General features: G+C 55.0%; 22 protein-coding genes and 1 pseudogene. 13 read left to right on the top strand and 10 right to left on the bottom strand.

All coding sequences use genetic code 11. From position 1 onward, the window contains the following. The 4 genes from BDD14_RS28670 to BDD14_RS28655 all read left to right on the top strand — a co-directional run bounded on the left by BDD14_RS28670 (position 1) and on the right by BDD14_RS28655 (position 3,550). Complete coding sequence (locus BDD14_RS28670) at positions 1 to 630, top strand: TetR/AcrR family transcriptional regulator (protein ID WP_242618358.1); 630 nt, start codon at positions 1 to 3, stop codon at positions 628 to 630. A gap of 775 nt (positions 631 to 1,405) precedes the next feature. Next, positions 1,406 to 1,813, top strand: coding sequence for an SRPBCC family protein (locus BDD14_RS28665; protein WP_130424596.1), 408 nt, complete (start codon positions 1,406 to 1,408; stop codon positions 1,811 to 1,813). 54 nt (positions 1,814 to 1,867) lie between these two features. Continuing rightward, positions 1,868 to 3,280: a non-oxidative hydroxyarylic acid decarboxylases subunit C gene (locus tag BDD14_RS28660; RefSeq protein WP_130424594.1), complete on the top strand. Its 1,413-nt coding sequence runs from the start codon at positions 1,868 to 1,870 to the stop codon at positions 3,278 to 3,280. 27 nt (positions 3,281 to 3,307) lie between these two features. Continuing rightward, a complete protein-coding gene (locus tag BDD14_RS28655) occupies positions 3,308 to 3,550 on the top strand; it encodes a non-oxidative hydroxyarylic acid decarboxylases subunit D (RefSeq protein WP_130424592.1) in 243 nt (80 codons plus the stop codon). A gap of 774 nt (positions 3,551 to 4,324) precedes the next feature. On the opposite strand, the gene fumC is transcribed toward BDD14_RS28655, so the two are convergent. The 6 genes from fumC to poxB form a co-directional block, all read right to left on the bottom strand. Then, positions 4,325 to 5,749 (bottom strand): class II fumarate hydratase, encoded by a 1,425-nt coding sequence (gene fumC / locus BDD14_RS28650; RefSeq protein WP_130424590.1) that lies wholly within the window; start codon positions 5,747 to 5,749, stop codon positions 4,325 to 4,327. Between the two features lie 21 nt (positions 5,750 to 5,770). Continuing rightward, positions 5,771 to 7,330, bottom strand: a complete 1,560-nt coding sequence (locus BDD14_RS28645; protein ID WP_130424588.1) for an anion permease — start codon at positions 7,328 to 7,330, stop codon at positions 5,771 to 5,773. Between the two features lie 38 nt (positions 7,331 to 7,368). Continuing rightward, complete coding sequence (locus BDD14_RS28640) at positions 7,369 to 8,697, bottom strand: alginate export family protein (protein ID WP_165420373.1); 1,329 nt, start codon at positions 8,695 to 8,697, stop codon at positions 7,369 to 7,371. Between the two features lie 262 nt (positions 8,698 to 8,959). After that, on the bottom strand, positions 8,960 to 9,097 hold the full coding sequence (locus BDD14_RS32150; RefSeq protein ID WP_165420372.1) for a hypothetical protein: 138 nt from the start codon (positions 9,095 to 9,097) through the stop codon (positions 8,960 to 8,962). Between the two features lie 13 nt (positions 9,098 to 9,110). Further along, a complete protein-coding gene (locus BDD14_RS28635) occupies positions 9,111 to 10,805 on the bottom strand; it encodes an NAD-dependent malic enzyme (RefSeq protein ID WP_242618357.1) in 1,695 nt (564 codons plus the stop codon). A gap of 35 nt (positions 10,806 to 10,840) precedes the next feature. Next, the gene (gene poxB, locus BDD14_RS28630) at positions 10,841 to 12,565 is read right to left on the bottom strand and encodes a ubiquinone-dependent pyruvate dehydrogenase (RefSeq protein ID WP_130424584.1); all 1,725 of its coding nucleotides are present in this window, start codon (positions 12,563 to 12,565) and stop codon (positions 10,841 to 10,843) included. Between the two features lie 336 nt (positions 12,566 to 12,901). On the opposite strand from poxB, the gene BDD14_RS33475 reads away from it, so the two are divergent. From BDD14_RS33475 to BDD14_RS28595, 8 genes are all read left to right on the top strand, one after another. After that, positions 12,902 to 13,363: a TetR/AcrR family transcriptional regulator gene (locus tag BDD14_RS33475; protein ID WP_242618356.1), complete on the top strand. Its 462-nt coding sequence runs from the start codon at positions 12,902 to 12,904 to the stop codon at positions 13,361 to 13,363. After that, positions 13,294 to 13,557, top strand: coding sequence for a hypothetical protein (locus tag BDD14_RS33470; protein ID WP_242618355.1), 264 nt, complete (start codon positions 13,294 to 13,296; stop codon positions 13,555 to 13,557). The genes BDD14_RS33475 and BDD14_RS33470 overlap by 70 nt, the downstream gene beginning before the upstream one ends. 201 nt (positions 13,558 to 13,758) lie before the next feature. Next, positions 13,759 to 14,619 (top strand): alpha/beta fold hydrolase, encoded by an 861-nt coding sequence (locus tag BDD14_RS28620; protein WP_130424582.1) that lies wholly within the window; start codon positions 13,759 to 13,761, stop codon positions 14,617 to 14,619. A gap of 307 nt (positions 14,620 to 14,926) precedes the next feature. Beyond that, positions 14,927 to 15,430: a MaoC family dehydratase gene (locus BDD14_RS28615; RefSeq protein WP_130424580.1), complete on the top strand. Its 504-nt coding sequence runs from the start codon at positions 14,927 to 14,929 to the stop codon at positions 15,428 to 15,430. Between the two features lie 278 nt (positions 15,431 to 15,708). Continuing rightward, entirely contained in the window at positions 15,709 to 17,070 is a 1,362-nt protein-coding gene (locus tag BDD14_RS28610; protein ID WP_130424578.1) for a TolC family protein, read from the top strand. Continuing rightward, positions 17,067 to 17,324, top strand: coding sequence for a YtcA family lipoprotein (locus BDD14_RS34865; protein ID WP_130424576.1), 258 nt, complete (start codon positions 17,067 to 17,069; stop codon positions 17,322 to 17,324). Before BDD14_RS28610 ends, BDD14_RS34865 begins: the two co-directional genes overlap by 4 nt. Before the next feature lie 14 nt (positions 17,325 to 17,338). Further along, complete coding sequence (locus tag BDD14_RS28600; protein ID WP_130424574.1) at positions 17,339 to 18,556, top strand: efflux RND transporter periplasmic adaptor subunit; 1,218 nt, start codon at positions 17,339 to 17,341, stop codon at positions 18,554 to 18,556. A 316-nt stretch (positions 18,557 to 18,872) separates the two neighbouring features. Continuing rightward, positions 18,873 to 20,768 carry an FUSC family protein gene (locus tag BDD14_RS28595; RefSeq protein ID WP_242618354.1) on the top strand — a complete coding sequence of 632 codons (1,896 nt, stop codon included), beginning with the start codon at positions 18,873 to 18,875 and terminating at the stop codon, positions 20,766 to 20,768. Between the two features lie 91 nt (positions 20,769 to 20,859). On the opposite strand, the pseudogene BDD14_RS33465 reads toward BDD14_RS28595, so the two are convergent. From BDD14_RS33465 to BDD14_RS28575, 4 genes and pseudogenes are all read right to left on the bottom strand, one after another. After that, positions 20,860 to 20,988, bottom strand: a pseudogene (locus BDD14_RS33465) (IS110 family transposase); the annotation flags it as partial. Between the two features lie 164 nt (positions 20,989 to 21,152). Beyond that, on the bottom strand, positions 21,153 to 22,283 hold the full coding sequence (locus BDD14_RS28585) for a muconate/chloromuconate family cycloisomerase (RefSeq protein ID WP_130424570.1): 1,131 nt from the start codon (positions 22,281 to 22,283) through the stop codon (positions 21,153 to 21,155). A 33-nt stretch (positions 22,284 to 22,316) separates the two neighbouring features. Further along, the gene (locus tag BDD14_RS28580; protein WP_130424568.1) at positions 22,317 to 22,901 is read right to left on the bottom strand and encodes a UbiX family flavin prenyltransferase; all 585 of its coding nucleotides are present in this window, start codon (positions 22,899 to 22,901) and stop codon (positions 22,317 to 22,319) included. Positions 22,902 to 23,094: 193 nt separating this feature from the next. Beyond that, a complete protein-coding gene (locus BDD14_RS28575; RefSeq protein ID WP_130424566.1) occupies positions 23,095 to 24,630 on the bottom strand; it encodes a UbiD family decarboxylase in 1,536 nt (511 codons plus the stop codon). A 300-nt stretch (positions 24,631 to 24,930) separates the two neighbouring features. Between BDD14_RS28575 and BDD14_RS28570 the strand changes: the two genes are divergently transcribed. After that, on the top strand, positions 24,931 to 25,572 hold the full coding sequence (locus tag BDD14_RS28570; RefSeq protein ID WP_130424564.1) for a TetR/AcrR family transcriptional regulator: 642 nt from the start codon (positions 24,931 to 24,933) through the stop codon (positions 25,570 to 25,572). Positions 25,573 to 25,920: the final 348 nt, after the last annotated feature.

Here is a 25,920-nt window from a genome sequence, read left to right as displayed (position 1 = left end):
TTGTTAAATTCTGTCCGGGTGAAGCCGCAGCAGGAGCGCGCAACACTGCGGCTTGCGAATTTTCTCGATGCTGCAGCGGAACTCTTCGCAGAGATCGGCTATGAAGCCGCAACGATGACTGCTATCGCCGAGCGTAGCGGTTCCGGGATTGGCACGCTTTATCACTATTTCCCAGACAAGCAATCCATGGCCCTCGCTCTTCTGAACCAATATGCAAAGAAGATCGAGGCGCATTGGAAGCCCTTGACGGAACAGACAGAGACACTGTCCCACACCGCGTTTGCGGAGGCGTTCCTCGAACGCATCACTGAATTCCTACGGGAACGGCCCGCCTATCTGAAGTTGCTCACCGCGCCGATCCGGTTTTCCCGTGACCCAGCTGCACGCAGGGCTTTACGCGTCGCTATTTCGAATGCCTTTCGAGCAAAGGACCCATCGCTCACCAATGAGAAAGCCATGGTGGCCGCAAATATCACGCTCCAGATGGTCAAAGGCATGACAACGCTCTATGCGGAAGTAGGCCCAGGAGAGAAACCTCTGATCATCACAGAGTATAAGAAGGCACTGACACTGTATCTGGGAAGCGTTTTGTCCGAAGACGAGCGGCCTCCAAAAAAGAGACAACGGTAAAGCAGTCTCGCGAAACGGATGCTTCGATGGATCTGCCAACGCGGCCGATTTGGAAGCACCCTCTCCACTCAAGTATTTAGTTTGGCGAGCAATGGGTTCAATTCGCCAGGGAAAGTCCCTTTTACCGGGATCCGTGAAGATGGCTGAGGGGCAGCCTGCGGTTCAGGGTCTTTTTCAGCGGGTCTGGACGTACCTCAGCGCAAAGCGTGGTTACCGGTTGATCATTGAACAGCGCGAGAATAGCTGACGAAGGTTTCACAACGGGCAGTTGAGGAAGCAATCTATGCGGGTTCATATGACGCTACTGAGATCCGAACTCGCTATCTTTCATGCCTCTGGGTCTTGTGGCAGTGGTTGCATCCGCTCAGAATTTTCGGCAGCGAAATGCCCTTAGCAATTTCGTGGTCCGCATAGCTGTTTACTTCGGTTGTCTTGAACCGCTCATAACCGCAAGTCTCCGTTATCAGCTCATCATGCTCTACATAAACATGTAATAGATCAAGGGTGCCCAGTGGCATATTGTCTTATTCATAAAGTCGAGGGTGTCCTCGATTATGGGGCTACGTTGAACTCATTGGATCTCGGACGGAAGGAAACCGACCTCGCATCCAACGGGCGCCCGGAACCGTCGATCACCTGGCGGTCCGTATCCTCGATCAGTTTGGGCTCGATCACTCCGCTGCCCGTCGTTGGGAAGGAATGAAAGCCGGTAATGTCACCAATCACGAATTCGCAGAGGTAAAGTAGCGCCACTTTTCGAACAAAGGAGAATGTTATGACAACACTTCGACATGCAATCAGAGTTGGGGCCTCTCGTGACGCAGCCTACCACGCATTCACTGACATCGCCGGATTAGCCGGCTGGCAGCTGGGCCGCGTTCAGGGTGAGGTCCGTGTCGGCAAGACGCTCACCATAGAACGACACCCCGGTCTGCACTTCGGCTGGCGGACGGATGAGCTCGATCCCGGCCGTAAGATCGTACAGACCTGCGTCGAAGGTCCTGGTTCGTCCGCCGGGAAGACCTTGACCATCACCTTCTCTAATGAAACCGATAGCAAAACCCTTGTCGAACTGAGCGATGTAGGATGGCATGACAATGACCCGCATCTACCGCTCTGCAACACCTATTGGGGCGAAGCGCTGACCCGGTTGCGTTCGTATCTGGAAACCGGAAAACGCTGAGCGCGAAACGAATAATGCAATCAGCAAACCCATTTTCACAGGAGGTAACCTAACGTGGCCTACAAAGATCTTCGAAGTTTTCTGAAACTCCTCGCCGAAAACAATCAGCTTTTACGAATCAGCGAGCCAGTCTTACCTGAACCGGATATTGGAGCGGCCGCTTCGGCTGCTAACAAGGGTCTCGGAGAGACCGCACCGGCATTGATTTTCGACAATATCAAGGGATACGGGAAGGCGCAGCTTGCCATTAACGTGCATGGCTCGTGGCCCAATATGGCTCTCATGATGGGCCTGCCGAAAGATACGCCGCCCAAGGCGCAGTTCCATGAGTTCTGCCGCCGTTATCAGAACTTTTCCAAAGGGGTTGTCGAGGAGCGGAAGACAGCACCGTGGCAGGAAGTTCAAATCACGGAAAACATCAATCTTTATGAGTTAATGCCGCATTTCAGGCTCAATCCTGGCGACGGCGGCCTCTATATCAACAAAGCCTCGGTCATTTCGCGTCATCCAGATCATCCCGATGAGCGGAATGTCGGCATGTATCGGTTGCAGGTGAAAGGCCCGAACCGGTTGAGTGCACAGTTTGTGCCTGAGCACGATATCGCGCTCCATTTTCAGGCTGCAGAACGTGAGAATAAGCCGCTCCCCATCGTGATCGCCGTGGGCAACGATCCAGTACTTAGCATCGTCGCATCCATGCCTCTGCAGTACGGTCAGTATGAGTTTCAGATGGCGAGTGCCCTGCACGAGGAGCCTTATCCAGTGGTAACGCTCGAAAATGGTCTCCAGGCTCCTTGGGGTGCCGAGTATATCCTCGAAGGCCATGTCATTCCTGGAGTCCGCGAACCTGACGGTCCCTACGGTGAATTTACGGGTCACCTGTCCGGGCTGCGAAACATGGTATCGGTCGAAATCACCAAAGTCTGGCATCGCAAGGATCCGATCTATGAATATACGTCGATCGGCATGCCTTGGACCGAGATCGACTACATGTTCCTCAATACCTGCCCGCCGCTTTATGTACAGCTCAAGGAGAAATTTCCGGAGATACAAGCGGTCAATGCGCTTTATACGCATGGCCTTATCGTCATCGTTTCTACGAAGATGCGGGTTGGTGGCTTCGGCAAGGCGGTCGGCATGTCCGTCCTGACAACGCCCCATGGTTTGGGTTATGCAAAGGTCGTCATTGTCGTTGATGACTTCGTCGATCCATTTAACCTGCCTCAAGTTATGTGGGCGATATCGACCAAGGTCAATCCGAAATACGACACAGTCGTCATACCGGACCTATCAGTTTTGCCTCTTGATCCGGGTTCGGAGCCTCCTGGGATCACCCACAAGATGATCATCGATGCCACGACCCCGGCGCCGCCTGAAAAGCATGGCGAATACTCTATGCAGGTCATGGATCCGCTGGAAGCAAAGGACTGGTTGCCGAAGCTGCAGGCTTTGATGAAGCACGCCTGACGTTAGCAAAGACTAAGAGGAATCATTATGACATATAAAAGCACTCTGATTTGCCCACGATGTGAGTCTACCTCGACAGGGGTTCGATTCGAGTCTCCTGTTGCAGGCGTATGGACGCTCTACGGATGTGACGACTGCCTGTTTACCTGGCGGTCGACTGAGCCGAAGACGATTACTGACCCGAAGCAGTACCCCACACGCTTCAAGGTGAAGCTCGAAAAACTCAAAGACATTCCCGTGATGCCGGCCATCGCCCACCCGGATCGCTGAGTGGAAGGGGGCTGCCAATTCCAGCTCACTTCGGCCAACCTGGAGTGAGCTGGATTGGAATAAGCGCCGGTATTTGCAGGCACGTAGAGCATCCGCTAGTAATCGTCGGTGGGGCGACTTCACGATCTCGTGAAGACCCGGTACTGCATCTTCAACGGCTACGGCCACATCCGTCAGGACTATCGCTAGGTCGATGGCGAGTGGAAAATCACCCGCAGCCACACCTCCCGCCTGTTCGTTGACGAGCAGTGGCTCTAGGCGCTACTAACGGGCAGGTCATCGTGGATGCTGACGACAAGGTCGGAATCCGGATCAGCTATGACTATCTGATTTCTTGCGACTGGGGCGCCTCACAGTTACTTCGGCCACCACAAGTTCGCCGCGTTTGCGACGGGGCTCAAGAGCCTATCGGATGCTGAATCTCTTCGGAACCATCTACCGGAAGTCTTTGAGAAAGCTGAGATCGAAGACGATCCGGATCGGCGCCAGGTTTTGATGAACCTTTCTGATGGTCGGCGCACGACCGACTGGTGACGAGATGGCGAGCGCAATCGCAGTCATGACCCAAACCACATTACGAAAAGACTTCCGTCCATGGACAGACCCGGCCTTGGGAGCGGATTACTTGATTGAAAATGATCGACTGCTGTCCTATACCGAAGACGGAACTAGTTCTGGCCGGCTTCCGGTGGCAACTGCATAGCAATACACACGAGGAGCAAGTGCCGTTTCAACCATCTCGACATTGCGTTAGACCCGCGTTTCACCTTTCACTCACGAATTTCCGGTCAGCGGATGAGTCATATCCTGCGGACGTACCCATGAATCAAACTGCTCCGCGGTTAAGAATCCGAGCTTCAACGCAGCCTCACGCAAGCTGAGATCTTCGTGGTACGCAGTCAGTGAGATCTTCGCCGCCTTCTCGTATCCAATGTATGGGTTGAGAGCTGTTACCAGCATCAGGGAATTGTCGAGGTGCTCCTTGATGCGTTTTTCGTTCGGCTCGATTCCGATGGCACAGCGATCACAGAAGGAACGCGAGGCATCGGCAAGAAGTTCGATCGAGGTGAGAACGTTGTGCAGCATGACCGGCTTATATACATTCAGTTGGAAGTTGCCCTGCGAACCTGCGAACGCCACCGCGTGATCATTGCCAAACACCTGAACAGCAACCATCGTCAGCGCTTCACATTGGGTGGGATTAATTTTCCCCGGCATAATGGAGGACCCAGGTTCGTTTCCGGGGATATTGAGTTCACCGAACCCGGCACGCGGACCGCATGCATACCATCGCACATCATTCGCGATCTTCATCAACGCCCCGGCAAGCGTGCGGAGTGCTCCGCTCACACTGACCATTCCGTCGTGCGCCGAGAGTGCCGCAAATTTGTTGGGCGCTGAGACAAATGGATGCCCGGTTTCTTCCGCGATCCGCCGCGCAGCCACTTCACCGAAATGAGGATCAGCATTGAGTCCCGTGCCTACTGCTGTGCCTCCGATAGCCAGCGCATATACACCCGGGAGAGATTGGCGAATGCTATCGATTGCCTGATCGATTTGCGCTACCCAGCCGGAGATCAATTGGCCGAGGGTGAGCGGCGTTGCGTCCTGAAGATGCGTCCGCCCAACCATAACAACATCGCTATAGTGTTGCGATTTCTCTTCGAGTACATTGCGCAGGCTGCTGAGGGTCGGAAACAACTTGTCCTCGATTGTCGCCACAGTCGCAATGTGCATTGCCGTGGGAAACGTATCGTTCGAGGACTGACTATGATTTACATCATCGTTGGGATGAATTGGTTTCTTAGAGCCAACGACGCCGCCGGCAATTTCGATCGCACGATTGGCAATCACCTCATTGGCGTTCATGTTGGTCTGTGTGCCAGACCCGGTCTGGAAGACAACCAGCGGAAACTCATCATCCCATCGGCCGTCGATCACTTCCTGCGCAGCACGGACGATCAGGTCGACTTTCTCCTTAGGAAGCTGGCCCAATTCCCCGTTGGCCAAGGCTGCACACTTTTTCAGAATGCCAAGGGCTCGAAGGACCGGTCGGCCCCAACGAAAGCGTTCCACGCCAATGGGGAAGTTCATGTGAGAACGCTGGGTTTGGGCACCCCACAGATGCTCCCCCGGAACCTGCACGTTTCCTAAGGCATCCTCTTCGACACGAAACTGATTGACGGTTGTAACAGTCATATTTTTTGACCCTCCTGAAATTTATTTCCCCCAGAGCAGCGACGCCCAGGGCACACCAATTGCGAGCGACACGATGAGAAAGATTGCTCCGAAAATCGTTCCTAAGCGCCAGTAGTCCTTGGAGGGTAGGTATCCGCTATTGGCGTAGATCGGGCTGGCCGCATCCGCGAACGGGGTGATGACTCCCATGATCCCCAGCTCCATGCATAGCAGTAACGCGAATTGCTTTATGGGAATGCCCGGGATGGCAGCGCCGGTCAACAGGATCACTGGCAGCAGCGCAGTCGTGTACGCGTCCACGCTGGCAAACAGGTAATGCGCCACGAAAAACAAGACGAGCAAAATAATCATTGCGAAGTGAGGGGAGAGTCCGCGCATGTGCAATGCAATGCCATCGGCGAACCACTTCACGAAGCCGACGCGGTTGAGCCCATCGCAAAGAGAGATTAATGCGCCGAGCCAGGCGAACGTCGTCCAGGCACGCTTGTGCCCCGCGATGTCATTCCAGCTCAAAACCCGCGTGATCAGCAGCAGGGAGACGGCAATCCCTGCAACGGTCGCGGCGCCGACGTATGTGCCCCCTGCAACCCACAACACAAGCGAGAGGACGACAATGGCCGCCAAAATCATTTCGTTTCGCGAGAGTGGTCCGATCTTTTCAAGTTGCGTCGCCGCCCACTTTGAGACTTCTTCGTTCTTCTTCACTTCCGGCGGGTAAAGCCAGTAAGTCAACACGGGGACGAGAACGAGAAGCGGGATTATGGCGGGCGCGACAGTGATAAACCAATCCGTCCATCGGAGCTCAACGTGCGCAAGTTTTTCGACAAATCCAGCAGCCAGCAAATTAAAGGAGGCGCCTGTAAGAAAAAGTGAACTTGTCACGCATGTGGTCATGATGGCGACCCACATGAGATAGGATCCGACCCGGCGCGAAGTGGGATCGTTTGGCTTCGAACCGTAGTCAAGTGCGAGATCGTTCACGATGGGGTAAATGATTCCTCCGCTGCGCGCAGCGGGTGATGGTATGAATGGCGCCAAGATCGTATCGGCCAATGCTATCCCGTAACCCAGGAGGAGAGTGCTCTTGCCCATGCGCTTGATGATGACAAGAGCAATGCGGTGGCCCAGTCCTGTATTCGAATAGGCTAGTGCGAGTATGAAAGCTCCAAATATGAGCCACACCGTGGAATTGCTATAGCCCGACAGCGCCCAGGCGAGGGCAGCGCTTGCCGGACGAAAGCCCGACTCCGCTAACTGTTGCGGACTAAACAACGCGAAACGTGCAAGCACCGTCACCAGCGTTATACCGATCACTGCGATGGCTGCGCCGGGCAATGGTTCGAGAACGAGGCCAACGATTACGCCAACAAAAATGGAAAAGAAGTACCAACCATGAGGAGCGAGCCCCGAAGGCACAGGCAACAAAGCGAGAACGACCGTGATGGCAATAGGCGCTATGGCTTTCCATATAGAAATCGTCGCCTTTGCTTCGGGTCGTCCGCTCGGTGTTGCGACAGTATCTTTGGACGAAGGAGCCTGATTGGCACTTCCCACAATCGTGGTTGAAACTTCTGTTCCCATACGGTTCCCCTTAGAAATTGAACTTGATCTGGTTGCGTTCAATATCGGATTTCGAGCCAGCCGGTCCAATAATTGATGTTCTTTCCTGCCGTGGATTGCTTCAGAAAATCGCCCGTAAAGAAATGCATATACTCTGTGAAGAACGTGGCGTGTCGATTCGCATCCCACTTTGCTTGCAATGCAGCGTGGCTTCCGATGTAGCGGGCGGTGCTATTTGTTCCAGCAACAACAATTGCCCCGGAAGCAACCGCGTAGAGTCCGTCCTGATCGCTCTCGCGCCAGTAGAAGGCGGCGTTTGGCGTGAGCGTCAGCTTCTTAATCGGATTCAATCGGAGCGACGGCTGTATATCAATCAGGTCGCGTTTTCCGAAGAGCTCCGCGTAGCTGAAGTAGGGCCCCGCTTCGTACAAGGCATTGAATGTGCCAAGGGTCTTGCCTTTACGATTCCCGTCTCCGCTGAAGGCATCCATCTTGAAGCCCAACCGCGGCTTCCATGGAATCGAGTCGAACCTGTAACCTGTTTGCGTCGAAACCGACCACGCACTGATATCGCCAGCCGCGAACCGGCCGAACTGATAGATAAACTCATCGTTGTAGTCCCAGTGTGGAGTGGCTCCCCAGAAACGAGTTCCAATCGTTTCCCGCTGCTCGCGGCCCGAACCCTTTACGTACTTGTCGAGCTTGTTGTCCTGCCCCATGTAGTAGAGATCGACGTGCCCCCCCGGCAGGACCGGAAAAGCATGTACACCGTAGATTCCCCAGAAACTCGTGTTGTGATCGAGTGAATCATCGAAGAGATCCTGATCCGCCTCGCTTTGCCGCAAAGCGAACCCATCTACTGTCCAACGCGCCACATCTGCCGTCAGCCGAAATCCGTCGAAACTCCGTCGTATGTTGCGCCCGTCGCGTGTGGCGACAAGATTCGACGATCCGAGCGCCATTTCCTGACGGCCTACACGCAATGACACGGAATCCTTTTCCCGTTTCCAGATCCCGAGATCGACGAAAGCCTGATGAATGTCCAGTTTGTCTTCGTCAATCCCCGAGCGCGGCCCGCCGTTCCTGCCCGTCTCGAGACTGCTCCCAATCTCACCGAACAAGCGAAACCGATCGCGGAGGTGCAGATCCAGGTGGCCGTAGTAGCGCTGCATGAGGTAAGCGTTCCCCTCCGGACCGCTTCCCCAGGTGTTCTCGCTGAAATATTCCCCTCGGTCGCGACTGACAACGCCGAACGACAGATAGTAGTTTTCATCTTCGTGCCGTAACGGGATGAACTTCAGTCGGTCAAAGAGTTCGGTCCGGCAGTCAGGATTGCTCAGGTACCGGTTGTCCTCGTCGTAGGTCAGCGCCGGAAAATTTGAGGACACCTTGGCGCAAACGGGTGTAGGGTCCGTAGTCGTTTGCGCCCAAGCAGAGCCAGTCGCGAAGAGCATGAGTAGGCTAAGACAGCGAGCGGTTCTCGCTAGACTTGGCGACGATAAATTCAGAACTGCACGCATGGCAACCTACTCTCCTCTCAGATTTTTTGAGAAAACCGTACCCTCTATTAATTCAGCTATGGCCTTGCTGATGCGATATAGCGCAAGGCCGAAGGCTGATTCAGCGGCCGGTGATGCGGATCACTATTTCCTATCCGCAGTTGTCGGGAACTGCAAAGTTCGCGGTGGATGCGAGCAATGGGGCAGTCACCACCACGATCACTGCTAGGAGAAAACCCGAAGCGGTCGCAAAGGATGAAACCGAAAACTGTTTGAAATAGCGATTCATCGAAGTCCTCTCCTCATTCAGAAAACTTTGGATAAGTAGGTGTCCACTGCGCCTTCAACACGCGCTGGCGCAGTTCGTCTTCGGTAGTCTTCGGAGCTAGGCCCTGTTTTTGAGCCTCAATGCCAACCGCGAACGCAATATCCCTGGCGACTCGCCTGCTGTCTTTCAGGGGAGAAAGCAGGGACGCGGAAGGATCTTTGAGTGCGGGAGAATTCGCGGCAAGCGCGCGAGCGGCGGCCTGCATCATTGCGTCGGTGACCCGGCGAGCCCGGGAAGCAACAAGGGCAAGTCCCATTGCTGGAAAAACATGAACGTTGTTGCATTGCGCGATGGTAATCGTCCGCCCATTGTGGGTGACAGGTGCAAACGGAGAACCCGACGCAACCAGGGCGCGACCATCGGTCCAACGAATAAGATCCTCTGCCGTTGCTTCGGATTTTGAAGTGGGATTCGAGAGCGGCAAGATAATAGGACGCTCGACCTTTCGCGCCATCTCGCGAACAATTGGTTCCGAAAAAGCACCACCAACCGTGGAGAAACCGATCAGGATTGTTGCATTGAGTTTTCCGATCACATCGGCCAGGCCAATCTGTCCGTTGGAACTCCGGGGCCATCCGGCAATGTTGCTCTCCGGCTGGGTATAGACACGCTGTTCCGCGCTCAGATCATTTCGGCCGGAATGTAAGAGGCCATCTTTGTCGACAATCCAGAAGCGGCTGCGGGCCTCTTCGTCGCTTAGTCCTTCGCTGATCATTGCCGCACGTAGGCCATCAGCGACACCGATTCCGGTCCCACCTGCCCCGAGCATGACGATCTGTTGCTCGCTCAAACTCTTTCCAGTCACGTTGACCGCACCTAGAATAGCTCCGAGAACGACCACCGCTGTTACCTGGATGTCATCGTTGAAAGTCAGCAACTGGTCGCGATAACGCTGGAGGATCGGCCGGGCATGTGGAGTTGCAAAGTCTTCCCATTGCAGGCATGTCTCAGGAAACTCCTGCTTCACCGCCTGAACGAACTGATCTACGAAATCGAAATACTCCTGGCCAGTAATCCGTTCGTGACGCCAGCCGAGGTACTCAGGATCATTCAGTCGTTCCTTGTTATTAGTGCCTACATCCAAGACGATCGGTAAGGTTCGTTCCGGGCGAACACCACCAATGGTCGTGTAGAGCGAGAGCTTGCCAATCGAGATACCAAGCCCGCCTGCGCCCTGATCACCGATGCCCAGAATGCGTTCGCCATCGGTAACTACGATTACATCGACATCTTTATTAGGGCGATTCCGAAGCAGCTGCGGGATTGAGTCGCGCAAAGGATATGGAATGAATAGTCCGCGAGGCCGGCGATAGATGTGGCTAAATTGTTCAATTGCTGTCGCGACCGTTGGCGTGTAAACCAGCGGTGTCATTTCTTCGATGTGATCCACCAGGAGTCTGTAAAAGAGAACCTCGTTGGTGTCCTGCAGAGCGCGCAAATAAATATGCCGCTCGAGATCATTATCCTTTTTCTGGAAAGCCTCGTAAGAACGAACGACCTGCTCATCAAGTGTTTCTACCTGTGGCGGAAGAAGCCCTAGCAGGCCAAGTTTTATGCGCTCCTCCTCGGTGAATGCGGTGCCTTTGTTCAGACCTTGCCGATTAAGGAGATCCATTCCTGTCGGAATATCTGACCGACTCGCTGATGTGCTGGGTAGGGTGGTAGCCATATACGTATCCTTCGCTTCCTTTCAATTAGTTGTTGTTAGCGAAATAGATTGACTCGCGCGAGGTCGACGATTTCGTCACCGCGTCCGCTGAGAACTGCTTTCATCATGAAGAGGCTGAAGCCTTTCGCTTGTTCGTAGGTGATGGTTGGAGGCATGGAGAGTTCCTGCCGCGAAACCAGGACCTCGACCAGCGCCGGGCCGTCGTGCTTGAGCGCTTGCGCGATCATAGGTTCTACCTGGTCGGGAGTTTCCGCTCGCAGACCGAGAAGACCTGCGCCCTCTGCAATCTTTGCGAAGTCCGGATTATATAAATCTGTTCCGTAGTCCAGGATGCCCGCAGCCTTCATCTCCAGTTCGACAAAAGCCAGCGAATCGTTCCTGAATATAATCAACTTCACAGGCAAGTTGTGCTGTTTAAGTGTGAGCAGATCTCCCATGAGCATTGCGAAACCGCCATCACCCGACATGGAGATCACCTGCCGCCCGGGATGGCTCATCTGTGCGCCGATGGCTTGCGGTAATGCGTTAGCCATGGATCCGTGTGTAAACGAACCCAGGAGTCTCCGTTTGCCATTCATCCTGAGATAACGTGCAGCCCAGACCGTTGGTGTTCCCACATCGCAAGTGAAGATCGCGTCGTCGGTCGAGAGTTGATTAAGTACGCGGGCTACATATTGAGGATGGATTGGCTTCTTGCCGGAATTGGGTGTGGCCAGGTCGTCCAGGTCCGTTCGCACTTTGCGATAGTGTTGGATTGAATCCTTCAAATGCGTTTCGTATTGGTTTTGATTCAGTTTGGGCAGTAGAGATCGAAGCGTTGTCTTGATATCCCCCACGTAGCCGAAATCAACATTGCTGCGGCGTCCCAGCTGTTCGCCGCGAAGATCAATCTGGACAATCGTGGCGTCTTTGGGAAAGAACTGCTGGTACGGAAAGTCCGTGCCCAGCATCAGCAACACTTCGCAGATCATCATTGCGTGATAGCCGGAAGAGAATCCGAGCAGGCCCGTCATGCCCACATCGAACGGGTTGTCATACTCGATGAACTCTTTACCACGCATCGCGTGCACGATGGGAGCCTGTAGCTTGCCGGCAAGCTCAATCAGCTCTTCATGGGCACCGGCGCAACCCGCGCCACCAAGGATGGTTATTTTGTTTGCCCGATTCAGCAGGGTCGCAAGGGTATTGATCTCATCATCCGAAGGGCACACGGAAGGCTTTGGCGGAGGAAAATGAAGCCGAGATACCTGCTCAACAGCCTCTCGCATTGCCACATCGCCCGGAATGGCAACTACAGCGACGCCGCGCCGTGCAATTGCATTCTGGATTGCGATTTCGAGCACGCGTGGCATCTGCTCAGGCTGCGAGACCAATTCGCAGTAGTGACTGCATTCCGCGAAGAGATGCTCCGGATTAGTCTCCTGAAAATATCCGCTACCGATCTCGTTACTAGGGATCTGAGCCGCAATGGCAAGGACAGGAACGCGGCTCCGATGACAGTCGTAGAGGCCATTAATGAGGTGCAGGTTTCCTGGACCGCAGCTTCCGGCGCACACGGCCAATTTTCCGGTGAGATGGGCTTCGGCGCCTGCAGCGAAGGCTGCCACCTCTTCATGGCGGACATGGACCCATTCAATCTCTTTGCGGGTGCGAATCGAATCCGTAATTCCGTTGAGCGAATCTCCGCTGACGCCGTAAACTCGCTGCACTCCCGCTTCCACCAAAACATCTACAAGCAGCTCAGCCACTCTCTTAGCCATATTTATTCCCTTCTCGACAACCTTTACGAATCGACCACACTCCGAGACGCCCTAAGTCGTCGCCTTGTTTGATCGTTGATGTGCTCGCGGCTATTTTGGGTCGCCCGTTGGATGCGTTGTGGTTTTCTTCCGTTCGAGAACCAACGAGTTCAATGTAGCTCCCGCAATCGAGGACTTCCTCGACTTTGTGAATAAGACAATATGTCATTTGGGCACCGTCGATCCATTACATGTTTATGTCAAGCATGATGTTGAGCTGAAGCGGAGATTTGCGGCTCCAGAAAGCGACGGCACCCTCGAACTTGATTAGCATAAAATGCGAGGATGCTCTCGACTGTGTCAAATTCTGTCCGAGTGGAGCCGCAGCAGGAGCGGGCAACACGGCGGCTTGCTAATTTTCTGGATGTTGCAGCGGTGCTCTTCGCAGAGATCGGCTATGAGGCCACAACGATGACTGCTATCGCCGAGCGTAGCGGTTCCGGGATTGGCACGCTTTATCACTATTTCCCAGACCAGCAATCCATGGCCTTCGCTCTTTTGAACCAATACGCACAGAAGGTCGAGGCTTATTGGAAGCCTTTAATTGAACAGGCGGAGACACTGTCCCATGCCGCATTTGCGGAGACGTTCCCGGAACGCGTTATCGAATTCCTAAGGGAACGTCCCGCTTATCTGCAGTTACACGCCGCGCGATCCAGTTTTCCCGTGATCCGGCTGCGCGCAGGGCTTTGCGCGTTGCTATCGCGAACGCCTTTAGAGCGAAGGACCCATCGCTCACCAGCGAAAAGGCTATGTTAGCCGCAAACATCTCTCTCCAGATGGTGAAAGGCATGACAACGCTCTACGCGGAAGCAGGTCCGAAGGAGAAGCTTCTGATCATCGCAGAATATAAGAAGGCCCTGACGCTGTACCTGGGAAGCGTTTGTCCGAGGACGAGCGGTCTTCAAAAGAGAGGCAACGGTAAGGCAGCCCGTTTCTCGACAACACTGTGAGCGTTGAGTTGCTCCCGGTTCGGGGAAACTCGGAGGGGGCCGCACGTCCCTCAGTGCAAAGCGCGGTTCATTCGAACCGCTCTTAACCACAAATCTGCGCCATCAGCTCAACATAAACATGTAATGGATCAAGGGTTGCTGAGTGACATATTGTCTTCTTCATAAAGTCGAGGATGTCCTCGATTGCTGAGTCGCATTGTCATGAAAATCTCTAGTCGAACAACACGCGCGAATGGGATACGCCAGCATTACCTTACGGCGGGAGATGGCCCTCCGGTTGTCTTATTGCATGGTTTTCCCGAAACAAATTACGCATGGCGTTATCAGATTCCCGAACTTGCGAAGGAGTACGACGTGATCGCGCCCGATCTTCGCGGATACGGAGAGACTGACAAACCTTCATCGGGCTATGAGAAGCGCACGATGGCAATGGATGTACGCGAGTTGATGCGCGCACTGAACCTACCGAAGATCGCGCTAGTGGGGCATGATCGCGGGGCGCGTGTCGCGACGCGCTTCGCCAAGGATCATCCGGAAGTTCTCGACCGTCTGGTCGTGATGGACAATGTGCCAACCCGAATCGTCGGTCGAGAACTTGACGCGGCAAAAGCGAAAGGATATTGGTTTTTCCTTTTTCACCTGGTTCCGGACCTTCCTGAGGCACTCATCACTGGCCGTGAGGACATCTGGCTGCGTCACTTCTTCTCCGACTGGTGCTTTGACCCATTGAAAATTCGGGGCGAAGCGTTTGAGACGTACGTCAAAGCGTATCGGGCACCTGGCGCTATACGAGGTGCCATGGAAGATTATCGTGCCAACGCTTCCGATGTCGCACAGGACAACGCCGATGCTTCAGTCAAGATCGCTTGCCCGGTAATGTCGCTTTGGGGGCGTGACTTTAAGTTAGTCGGCGAGATGTTCGATATGCCTCGTGTATGGGCGGAGCTAGCCAGCAATCTCGTCACTCACGCCATTCCAGAATGTGGGCATCTTCCTCACGAGGAGAAGCCTGAGGGGATCAATCGTCTCCTGATCGACTTCCTCGCAGGCTGGAAAGGGTGATTGCAATGAGAAACCGCTGCATACAAGAACATGTGATCGTATCGGCACTATGTGCAAACGCTCAGCTTCACCGGCTAAGGCGCAACGGAGGCAATCGCTTATGAACATACCGACGCAAACGAATGATGTGGAATCAAGGATATCCCCTGACTCCGAAGATGGATCGAGCTGTTTATCCCGCCGCAACGTCATTTTTGGCGCTGCCGCAGTTGTAGCAGCCATAAGCCTGCCAAAGAATAGCCAGGCATCAACGCCACTCTCAACGAAAGACCAGCGTTCTAAGAACAAGAATGGAAAGGATGACAACATGCATTCGGCAACAGACATACCGGAAACCGCGCAGACTTTCGATCCCAGCAACTTCGCCGTCGTTCCTGCGCGAACGTTTGACGACCTGCGCGTCGGCGAAATCTTTCGCGCACCAAGCCGCACACTCACCGATGCGCATGCCACGGCTTTCCAGTCCGTTTCGGCTGACAATCATCCGATTCACTACGACGTGGAGTATGCGCGCCGTCATGGACACATAGCCCCGGTAGTGCATGGCCTGCAGGTCCTCGCGTTCACGGCTCCCGGGGCAACGCTCTTTCCTCAATACATCGGAGACGTGTTCATCGCGTTTACCGAGGCATCCTGCAAGTTTCTCAAGGAAGTACATGCCGGAGACACGCTCTATTCTGCTCTCGAAATTGTTGCCCTCACCCCGCAGGGAGATAACGGCCAGGTGACGACGAGGGCAACAATCCATAACCAGCGCGGTGAACTAGTGCTCTCTGGGGAACACAAGTATCTTCTACGCCGACACGCCTAATTAACTTCGAGCCCATGTATGACGGCGCTTGTCAGTTGCTCAGGCGCCGATAGGAACAACCTGAAGTTTTCTACGAATCTGAAGGAATCTCTGAGAGGCGTCGACTTTGTCCAAGAAAACGGCCCAGAGCGGTAGATCCAAGCTCAGATAAGGAGAACACTCATATCTCTTGCCGGTCACAGCTGCGCTTCTGGAGGCCGCACCGTAGGCGGCTGTGCCTCGTCGTTGGGACACTGGTCGTCTCCTGTCACAGTCTGACGTGGTGCCAATCAGCCCCGATGTCTCCGAACCTCTCCTGGCACCCGTCGCAGGAGAGTTCCATACGCGACGAGGCAAAGCAGGTTGCGTCTGAGAACTTTACAGTAAACCCCGCGTCCACATGTTCGCTTGCCGAGTTGATCGATTTGGCCGAATCGCACAATCCGGAGACACGCGTCGCATGGGAAAGAGCCCGTTCCCTGGCGGATGCCTTGGGCGTCGCTCGCAGTGAACTCTACCCAACGTTGGTCGCCGTGGCGCTCTCGCAAACAAGCCGCCAGCAAGCATTCCTCACTTCGAGTTTTTACCGGCAGGTCGTGCAATCCTCCGATCTGGCGTTCGATTTGAATTACACAATCCTCGATTTCGGGGGACGCTCTGGTCGCATCGATCAGGCCAAGGCGCGGCTACTTGCGTCTGATTTTAGTTTCAACGACACACATCGGAGAGTGATTTATAAGATCGAAACGGCCTACTACCTGTTGCTCAATGCTATCGGACAGGAGGAGGCAGCTCGTGCAAACCTGGCAAATGCGAACGCAGTCCAACAAGCAGCTGAATCCGCCTTGAAGAATGGGCTTGCAACGCTGCCCGATGTCCTGGAGGCCAGGAGTGCGGTTGCAGAGGCAGCTTACAACGTGCAGGCGGCCATCGGTGCCGAAGATGTGGCTCGCGGAAATCTTGCAACTGCGTTGGGGACATCCCCGTTGCAGACAATACCGGTGCAGCCGATTGATCAAATCTCAACTCCGGAGGGGATCGAGTCGTCTGTCGACCAGGCCATCGATCGTGCGTTACAACAGCGTCCTGACCTATTGAAAGAAGTGGCTGAAATTCGCTCTGCGGACGCACGGGTGAAAGAAGCAAAATCGGCATACTTTCCTACTCTTCGCATGCATACTTCTCCCGACCTTCAATCGCTCTATGCAAGGCAGCAGACTATGCCCTGGGGTCACACCGCAAGTCTGGATGGACAAATCAACTTCAGTTTGGGCTGGACCGTCTTCGACGGAGGTGCCCGAAAGCATACTCTGGCGCAGGCCCAGCACGAGGTGCAAGCAGCGCGGGCGCAGGCGATGGTCACGCGAGATCAGATCGAAAACGGCGTCTGGACTGCGTACTCCGATCTGAAAACTGCCTTCCGCCAGCGGGAGGCTGCAGCGGCCCTCTTGGACGCAGCTACGCAGTCTTACGATGCAGCGATCCAGTCCTATCACTATGGAGTCCGGAGTCTGCTCGATGTAACCGAGGCACAAAAAACTTTGGCTCAGGCAAGATCGACAGATGTCCTTGCACGCACGCAGGTGCTGGGCGCACTCGCAGACCTTTCCTTCCAAACCGCTGACTCCGTTCAACCAGCCAGTGGGAGGCACCAACCATGATACGCAAGACTGGAACTTCCGCAGCGATATCCCTAGTTCTGATGACGATCCTTGGTTGCTCTCAGGCGCCGGCCGTTGACGTGATGGGGTCGCTATTTCCGGCATGGCTCTTGTGCATTGCATTGGGGGCAATCTTCTCGACTCTTACACACTGGATTCTGACGCGGCGCGTGATCAACCTTCCTTTTCCGTTTCTTACGTATCCCTGTCTTGGGGCCGTCTATGCCTTCACAATATGGCTCGTTTTCTTTTGATCTAAGGAGTTGGGATGACACTATTCGATATTGCCGGTCCTACGCATCGTTCGCCAGAACGTTGGGCGAGCGTCGGGATCATTCTGGCCGCCCTATTACTAGGCACCGCCGTGTTCTGGCGAGCAGAGCACCATCCGCGTACCGATGACGCAGAAGTTTTCGCGAACCTGATCGGCATTGCACCTCAGGTCGAGGGCCCCATCGTCGAACTCAAAGTCCACGACAACGAGTTTGTCAGGAAAGGTGGTCTCCTGTACGTCGTCGATCCGCGTCCATACCAGTACGCTTTGGAAAAGGCAGAATCCGCCCAATCGTCACTGGAAGGTCAGATTTCGGATGAGCAGCGCAGAATTGCTGCCCAGGTGAGCGAAGTCTCTGTCGCTCACGCCGGTATCGACACGGCTCAAGCCGATGTGGGTCATTGGGCGGCGGGAATTGACCAGGCACAGGCCGACGTCTCCAATGCCGAGCGGGGTGTAGACAAGGCAAAGGCTGAGTGGCAATACGCAAGCAACAATCGGCACCGTCTGGAGCCATTGCTCGAAAAGCAATTTGTAACGGTAGATCAGGTTGACCGAGCGCGGAGTTCCGAGGAGGCGGAGGCCCAATCGCTGAAACAGGCAGAGTCGCAGTTACTTGTTGCAAAGGCTGCTTTGAAATCGGCCCATGCGCAGTATCTGCGCTCCGTGGCATCCCTTGAGGAAAGCCGCGCACATCATCAACAGACGCTGCACTCGGTTCTCACGCTCGATCCTTTGGTGAACCAGCGCGGCGAGCGGGCCGCAGCGGTGAAGGATGCACGCTACAACCTTGACAATTGCCGGATTTACGCGCCATTCGATGCGATCGTCGCCAATCTGACGATTGCCGAAGGGCAGTATGCACACGTTGGCACGCAGGTTTTTACACTCATCGATGCACGTACCTGGTGGGCGCTTGCAAACTTCCGCGAGGGACAATTACGTCATATCCGGCCCGGTATGCATGCGTCCGTATATCTGATGTCGCGGCCCAATGAGAGGTTCAACGGCGTAGTCGATAGCATTGGCTACGGCGTAACCGCCGATCCCGACGTGGTCGGTCGTTTCGGTCCAGGCTTACCGGATGTGCAACGGACACTGAATTGGGTTCATCTCGCTGCCCGTTATCCGGTTCGGGTGCGCGTGGAGAATCCCCCAGTAGACATCTTTCGCGTGGGTGAAACTGCGGTCGTTACGCTGGATGGACGCTGAAATGGCCGCCGCTGCCTCCACGATATCGCCTCTTCCCAATTCACTAGCCTGGTTGCGCGATTTGTTGCGCGAAGAGTTGTCCCCCTATCCAGGCCGAGGGGCGTTAGTTGTTCGTATGGTTTCTGCCGCGAGCATCGTCATGGTCATTAATATGACCTTTCAGATCCCGTTCGGAGTGTATGGCGCAGTCTACGCACTGATTCTCTCGCGTGAACACCCCCATGCGACACTCCAGGCCACAAAGAACTTGATTGTCTCATTTTCATTTGCGGCTGTTTATGCACTCGTAGGAGCAGTGTTCTTCTCCGGAGAACCCATGCTTCGTCTTCTTTGGGTCCTGGCAACCCTGTTTCTGATCTTCTTCGCTCTCAAAGCTGTATCGAACTACTCGGCAGCGTTTAATTTCGGCTACTTGGTTATCGTCACCATTCCCCTCTGGGATAGTCGGATTTCTGCGGAACAAAAGGTCGTTCAAACCTTGTGGGCGGTTGGAGCAGTTGCCTTCGCTACCATCATCACCACAGTGATGGAATTTGTTTATGCCCGATCACGGCCCGTGGATAGTCTCACCAGCGCCATGGTCGAACGTCTGCAAAGCACCGCATCTTGGCTCCGCTCCCCATCAAGAGGAGTTGCGGCCCCTTCAGCCGAACACCAGTTGATTCGGCTCGCAATACTCGGAACCTCGCGAATGCGGCGTGATCTCCTGCGCTCCTCCAGCTATTCCCCCGAATCAACTCAGCAGATGGGGGCTGTTGTGGCATTGGTGGGGAGGCTTGTTGATCTTGGAGCGAATCTATCTGGCCTATCTACAGAATTCTCGAAGACAGATCTGCACAGACTTGGGCGTCTTGCAGATCGAATCGAAGGGCTATCCCATGACTTGTTGAGTCGGCAAACTCCGCACCGGTTCGAGACCCTGGAGGAATCCCGTGCTACAACAGTTCCGCTGCTCCAGGAAATGGAGGAGACGGTGTCACTCATCGCCGAGGTGACGAGCGGTTCCGATTCTCTACCTGAGAACCAATCTCCAATGACCTGTGAGCAGACGCCGAGCCCATTCTTTGTTCCAGATGCATTCTCCAACCCTTCTTACGTGCGGTTTGGCATTCGGGGCGGTCTCGCGGCAGGTTTTTGCTATCTGATCTACAACCTGGTTGCGTGGCAAGGCATCAGCACAGCAGTCACAACGTGTCTCTTAACTGCTTTGACGACGATCGGTGCATCACGGCAGAAACAGGTACTCCGCTTCGGCGGAGCGATCGTAGGCGGGATTTTTATCGGCTTCGGTGCACAGGTCTTCGTGTTGCCGGCCCTCGATTCTATCGCCGGATTTCTTATGTTGTTCGTGGCGGTGTCCGTCTTGTCAGCATGGATCATAACCTCAGGACCACGGCTCTCTTACTTTGGTATGCAGATTGCAGTTGCTTTTTATTTGAATAATCTTCAGGAGTACAAATTTCAGACCTCTCTTGCCGTCGCGAGGGATCGTGTAGCCGGTATCCTTTTGGGCCTCGTTGCTATGTGGTTGATCTTCGATCAACTCTGGGGAGCGTCGGCCCTGGTCGCGATGCAGCGCTCGTTCGTATTTACGCTGCGGTTACTCGCGAAACTAATGACGCCTGTCTCCAAAGCCTCCGGCGTAACAATCGAAGAGGCATACCGGCTTCGCGAAACGATCAGTACAAATTTCGAAGAACTTCGGCAACAAGCTGACGGACTGATGCTCGAATTCGGCGGCAGCCGTGAACACAATCTTGCGGCACGGTCGTATCTCCTTCGATGGCAACTTCAGCTTAGGATTATTTTCGTAACACGAATCGCATTGTTAAGGTACCTCCTTCGCTTGCCCGGCTTCGAGATTCCGGAACCACTCCTTCGAACCCAGGAGATCGCCGACGGCCAACTTGCGGATCGGCTCGAGAGACTAGCCGATAGAATTTCCGACAAAGTGCCTTCCTCACTTGCAACGTATGACACACAATTGTCCGTTGCCTCAGGTAGCATGTACGATTCAAAATCCGACACAAGCCTCGCTCCACACTCTCGCAGCTTTCTTCTTCTTTCTTCACGAATAACATCCCTGCTGACATCGCTGGAAACGGATATTATTGCGTACCAATCGCAATTTGCGAGCGTCAAGCCTGTACGAAATGCCGGACGGCATAAAGAGCCAGGAGGTTCATTGCGCTCGCCTCCCAACCGAATTTGAAATGGACTCTACTCTCTTTTCTTTTGCCGCTTCAGACGGAGTCGGTTTGAGGGCTTCCGTGCCTTCTCTTTTGCGGTTTGCGATGAGCGGGGCCCGCAGTGATGGTAATACCGTGCTCCAGGAGGAACTCACGCAGTTGGTTGATCACGGCGGTTCTGCGGCCAATCCAACGATCACGCACGCGATGCAGCGCCTGTAGATCTAGCTGCGCCTCGTTCTTGATCGGGATAAATCAATCGATCTGGGTACTTCGATGCCTTCATCGCTCTCCGCTCCTCCCAGCCCAGGGGTTCTGCCACGGAAAACTCTACCCCAAAACGATCCAGTTTGCGGGGAGCAGATCACTGCGGCAGGAGAGAGGATTGCCCAGGACATCGTCACTGTTCACATGGCGCGGCGGTACCGGCCCTCATCTCGCCGATAAAAAGCAAGTTTGTCGGGATCAATGGTCATGCCGAAGCCAGGACCGGACGGGACGACAAGGTGGAAATCCTGGTAGACAAGCTGCTCAACTGTGAGGCTATCGCTGAACAATTCCGGTGCGAAGAGCTGGCAACCCCAATCGAGCCGCGAGACCGTGGAGAAGAGCTGCGCTGACGCGGCGGTTCCAATACTGCTCTCGAGCATGGTGCCACCGAACAGCGACAGCCCGGCGGCCTCCGCAATCGTGGCCACCTTGCGGGTGCGCAGCAGACCACCATGCTTGACGACTTTGAGGGAAAATGCGCTGGCGGCGCGATTGCGCGCAATAGCCATTGCACTGTCTATGGTGTCGACCGCCTCGTCGGCCATGATCGGCACGGCGAAGCGCTCGCTTAGCCGCCGCATCCCTTCGATATCCGCGCGAGGCAGTGGCTGTTCGATAACGGCGATACCAGCGTCCTGCAACCGTTCAATCGCCCAAACTGCCGTGGTCTCATTCCAACTCTGATTGATGTCGACGTGTACGCGCGCCCGGTCGCCCAGCGCCTGCTTCACTGCGGAAGCCCGGGCAACGTCATCGCGCGGGTCGCCCTTGCCGATCTTAACCAGGAACAGTTTGTAGAGCCCTGCAGCCATTTTCTCCTCAGCCTCCGCGATGTCTTTCGCTGCATCTCCGGTTCCTAATACCCATAGCGTAGGGATTTGTTCGCGCACGGCGCCCCCGAAGAGTGCAGCAGCGGAAACGCCGAAGCTGCGGGCTGTCAGATCGACGCAGGCCATCTCGACGACGCCCTTCGCATAGGCGTTATCCTTCACTATTTTGTCCATTGTTAGCAGGATGGCCTCCAACGCTGCCGGATTCTGGCCGATGACGGGCGGACTCAGATAATCGTCGATCAACAATTTGATGCCTTCGACGGTCTCTGCCCCGTAATGTGGGATAACAGGGGCTTCGCCGATCCCTTCATTTCCATTCTCGTCGCGAATCCTGGCCAGGACTCTTCCTTGGCTGTTGATGGTCGCCATTGCCAGGTGATGCGGGCGGCGAGTGGGAAGATCAACAATGATCGTCTCGATTGAAGCGATACGCATGTCCAGACCCTTTCCATTGCAGTTTTCGCTAAATCAATGCGTTGCCATGGCCTCTGATTCGCGAAGGCCATGCCACCGAACAGCGTGTGGCGTTTCGAGTCCGAACTGATCGAGAACGCGCGCGACAATGTGGTCTACCATCTCCTCCAGATTCCTTGGGTGGTTATAGAAAGAAGGAACCGGCGGGATCATCACTGCGCCCATTCGACTCAGCGCCAACATGTTCTCAAGATGAATATCGTTGAGTGGACTTTCGCGAGGAAGAAGAACCAGCTTGCGTCGTTCTTTCAGTACTACGTCTGCCGCACGTCCGATCAGGTCGGCAGCATATCCACTACGAATCGCTGCAAGCGACTTCATGCTGCACGGAGCAATGATCATGCCATCTGTCTTGAACGATCCGCTCGAAATGGACGCAGCAAGATTGCTATTGGAGTGAACCTCAGTGGCCAACGCCTCTACCTCGGGAGCAGTAAACTCCGTCTCGTGCTGTATGGTTACCCTCGCCCACTTGCTCAAGATGACTTCAGTATTGACGCCCCGCTCGCGAAGCGCTTGAAGTATGCGGATCCCAAAGATCGCGCCTGTCGCACCGGTAATGCCTACTACGACTCTCATATTTGCCTCACCTGTTCTTCAGAACTCGGTATCCCGGACAGTTCTTGTGTACGGACGGCCTCTACATCTACTAGGGCCTGATCTCAACACCGACGAGCGGTCGCGCATGCTCCGGCCCTTCGCTTGCCTCCGTTCCTACCCGCGCCTCTCATAACTGCGATTCTCGGTCTCATGGAATTAATTTCTGACCGTGTCAGATACACATATCACCCGGAAATCCATAGAGGGTTGTCCAGCCGGCGAGCACCTTGCGTTTGAGCTCCTCTGGATAAAGCGTCGCGAAATCGGCGCGAACAGGCACCTGGTCAGCAGCCCAATCGTCACGAGGAAGCCCGTTGAGCACGGCCTTTGTGGTGAACATGGCCGCTTTTTCGTTGCCCTTCATAAAGGCATTCAGAGGATTGGCGGACAAGGTGGGGAACATGATCTCACCGTCGCCAGGATGGACGCGTGTCGCCATAGCCCATAGCACTTCGGCCGGATTACTCGGATCCACGTCGTCCAGTACGACGAAAATGCGCGGCACCACTATGCCGCCTCGGAGCGAAAACACGTAATCGCCCAATGCCCGCGCAAACTCGGCGGCGTTCGTGCGCCGACTCCAGTCCCGCGACACAGTTACGACAAGTAGGTGGCATGCTGCCTCGAACGGGACAAAGCAGGCAGTCACCGGCCAGCCAGTCTTGCGCAACTCGGCCAGCACGGTTGCCGCGATGCCGATGCCCCAGCAGGTGTGATTCTCCTCCGGCGGGTATCCGGCCGCGACAATTGGCAGAATGGGATCATCCCGGTAGGTCATCGCCGAAACACGATACAACGGCCTCAATTTACGCGAGCTTGGTACGATGTAGCCTGGGTACTCGGCCATCGGACCTTCCGCATCCATCTCGTCGAGCGTGAGATGGCCCTCAATGACAATTTCAGACGATGCCGGAACGTCCAGGTCGACGGTTTCGCAGCGAACAACCTCGATCGGCTCACCCAGGTAACCACCGATCACTGGCCCCTCAGAGATGCCGTCATGCAGCGGCATCCCAGCGAAGAACGGCACCACTGGATCCTGGCCGAGTGAGAGCGCGAAGGGCATGGGCTTGCCAATCGCCTTCCACATGGCGTGCACGCGGCCGACATGTTTCTGCGGCGAGACGATGCCAACCATCGTGTTGCGGTCTCGTAACATAATCCGAGCGATCGACCAGTTGGTCCAAGCGCCGTCCGGCGAACGTGCGACGATCGTTCCCCAAGTGTTGATGTAGCGTCCGCCATCGCCGTCATGGATGAGCGGCGTCGGCAGACGCATCAGGTCCACCGCGTCGCCTGTGAATACATTTCGCTTGCAGGGTGCGTCCTCGACGACGCGAGGCGGGATAGGCGGATTGTCTTCAGCGCGGGACAGCGCTTCCACGATCTCAAGCGCTGTTGCTCCCGGCGGCAGCCCGACCGAAACGGCGATGCGGGCGAAGCGTTGGCCTGGACGAGCGCTAAGACCTGCGGGAGCGCCTAACACGCGAAACCCGGGTTCGGCACCCTTGACGCGGCCGAACAGAGGGGCGGGGGCGCCGGTCTCGTAGCAACGGCGGGTCACCGCGCCAATTTCAAGATTCCAGTCGACCTCGTGTGCGATCTCCTGGAGTTCGCCGAGATCACGCAGAACGTCGAGGTATTCTCGCAGGCTGGAGAGATGACGGGCGGAAGGAGCGGCTTTCTCTGGTTGAGTTTCTACGCACATGTAACTTGCTCCTCTTGATGCTGCATTGTTGGTTCTCGTTCGATCGGATGTCAGATTTCTGCGTAGGCGATGCCGGTGAGATTGCCCTGATGGTCCAGCAGGCCCTATCGGTAAGGAGTGGTTGGTGCCAATCACGAGTTAATAACCGAGGACATCCTCGACTTTATGAAGTAAAAGATATGTCACTTGGCACCCTTGATCCATTACATGTTTATGTCAAGCATGATGTTGAGCTGAAGCGAAGATTTGCGGCTCCAGCAAGCGACAGCACCCTCGACTTTATTAGCATAAAATGCGAGTATGCCCTCGACTGTTTCAAATTCTGCCCGAGTGGAGCCGCAGCAGGAGCGTGCAACACGGCGGCTTGCGAATTTTCTGGACGTTGCAGCGGTGCTCTTCGCAGAGATCGGCTATGAGGCCACAACGATGACTGCTATCGCCGAGCGTAGCGGTTCCGGGATTGGCACGCTTTATCACTATTTCCCAGACAAGCAATCCATGGCCTTCGCTCTTTTGAACCAATACGCACAGAAGGTCGAGGCTTATTGGAAGCCTTTGATTGAACAGGCGGAGACACTGTCCCACACCGCATTTGCGGAGACGTTCCTGGAACGCGTCATCGAATTCCTAAGGGAACGTCCCGCCTATCTGCAGTTACTGGCCGCGCCGATCCGTTTTTCTCGGGATCCGGCTGCGCGCAGGGCTTTACGCGTTGCTATCGCGAACGCCTTTAGAGCGAAGGACCCATCGCTCACCAGCGAAAAGGCCATGTTGGCCGCAAATATCACCCTCCAGATGGTCAAAGGCATGACAACGCTCTACGCGGAAGCAGCTCCGAAGGAGAAGCTTCTGATCATCGCAGAATATAAGAAGGCCCTGACGCTGTACCTGGGAAGCGTTTTGTCCGAGGACGAGCGGTCTACAAAAGAGAGGCGAAGGTAAGGCAGGCCGTTTCTCGACGCCGCACCTTCCCATTCAACTGTTGACTTCAGACCGGGCTGAGCAAAGTCGCAGTGATCAAGTCCGTCTCTTGAAATCGAACTCACCTTGAACGTTCGCTCCATCACGTAGATGCCCTCGGTTTTTTGCCGCTGGGGCGGACACTTTATCCGCTGCGCACTCCGTAATCGAGCGTATGTAAGGGCAATCTATATCTATATATAGATGGCTGCCCCCAAGCCATACTTTCGAAAACCGTAAGGTCTTGAAAATACATTGGATGCGCAGTGTACCGTATTTGTACCGGAGGATCGGCTTCCGACAGTTCCCTCCCCTGTAACATATTGCAAA

The organism is Edaphobacter modestus, from assembly GCF_004217555.1.
Lineage (GTDB): Bacteria > Acidobacteriota > Terriglobia > Terriglobales > Acidobacteriaceae > Edaphobacter > Edaphobacter modestus.
The sequence above is the reverse complement of the archived record's forward strand: the minus strand, read 5'-3'. Positions and strand labels throughout refer to the sequence as shown.

Coding starts and splice junctions, on each gene's coding strand:
- BDD14_RS28665 (WP_130424596.1), top strand. CDS start 1,406: ATGACAACACTTCGACATGCAATCAGAGTTGGGGCCTCTCGTGACGCA.
- BDD14_RS28655 (WP_130424592.1), top strand. CDS start 3,308: ATGACATATAAAAGCACTCTGATTTGCCCACGATGTGAGTCTACCTCG.
- fumC (WP_130424590.1), bottom strand. CDS start 5,749: ATGACTGTTACAACCGTCAATCAGTTTCGTGTCGAAGAGGATGCCTTA.
- BDD14_RS28645 (WP_130424588.1), bottom strand. CDS start 7,330: ATGGGAACAGAAGTTTCAACCACGATTGTGGGAAGTGCCAATCAGGCT.
- BDD14_RS32150 (WP_165420372.1), bottom strand. CDS start 9,097: ATGAATCGCTATTTCAAACAGTTTTCGGTTTCATCCTTTGCGACCGCT.
- BDD14_RS28635 (WP_242618357.1), bottom strand. CDS start 10,805: ATGGCTACCACCCTACCCAGCACATCAGCGAGTCGGTCAGATATTCCG.
- poxB (WP_130424584.1), bottom strand. CDS start 12,565: ATGGCTAAGAGAGTGGCTGAGCTGCTTGTAGATGTTTTGGTGGAAGCG.
- BDD14_RS28620 (WP_130424582.1), top strand. CDS start 13,759: ATGAAAATCTCTAGTCGAACAACACGCGCGAATGGGATACGCCAGCAT.
- BDD14_RS28615 (WP_130424580.1), top strand. CDS start 14,927: ATGCATTCGGCAACAGACATACCGGAAACCGCGCAGACTTTCGATCCC.
- BDD14_RS28610 (WP_130424578.1), top strand. CDS start 15,709: ATGTCTCCGAACCTCTCCTGGCACCCGTCGCAGGAGAGTTCCATACGC.
- BDD14_RS34865 (WP_130424576.1), top strand. CDS start 17,067: ATGATACGCAAGACTGGAACTTCCGCAGCGATATCCCTAGTTCTGATG.
- BDD14_RS28600 (WP_130424574.1), top strand. CDS start 17,339: ATGACACTATTCGATATTGCCGGTCCTACGCATCGTTCGCCAGAACGT.
- BDD14_RS28595 (WP_242618354.1), top strand. CDS start 18,873: ATGCTTCGTCTTCTTTGGGTCCTGGCAACCCTGTTTCTGATCTTCTTC.
- BDD14_RS28585 (WP_130424570.1), bottom strand. CDS start 22,283: ATGCGTATCGCTTCAATCGAGACGATCATTGTTGATCTTCCCACTCGC.
- BDD14_RS28580 (WP_130424568.1), bottom strand. CDS start 22,901: ATGAGAGTCGTAGTAGGCATTACCGGTGCGACAGGCGCGATCTTTGGG.
- BDD14_RS28575 (WP_130424566.1), bottom strand. CDS start 24,630: ATGTGCGTAGAAACTCAACCAGAGAAAGCCGCTCCTTCCGCCCGTCAT.
- BDD14_RS28570 (WP_130424564.1), top strand. CDS start 24,931: ATGCCCTCGACTGTTTCAAATTCTGCCCGAGTGGAGCCGCAGCAGGAG.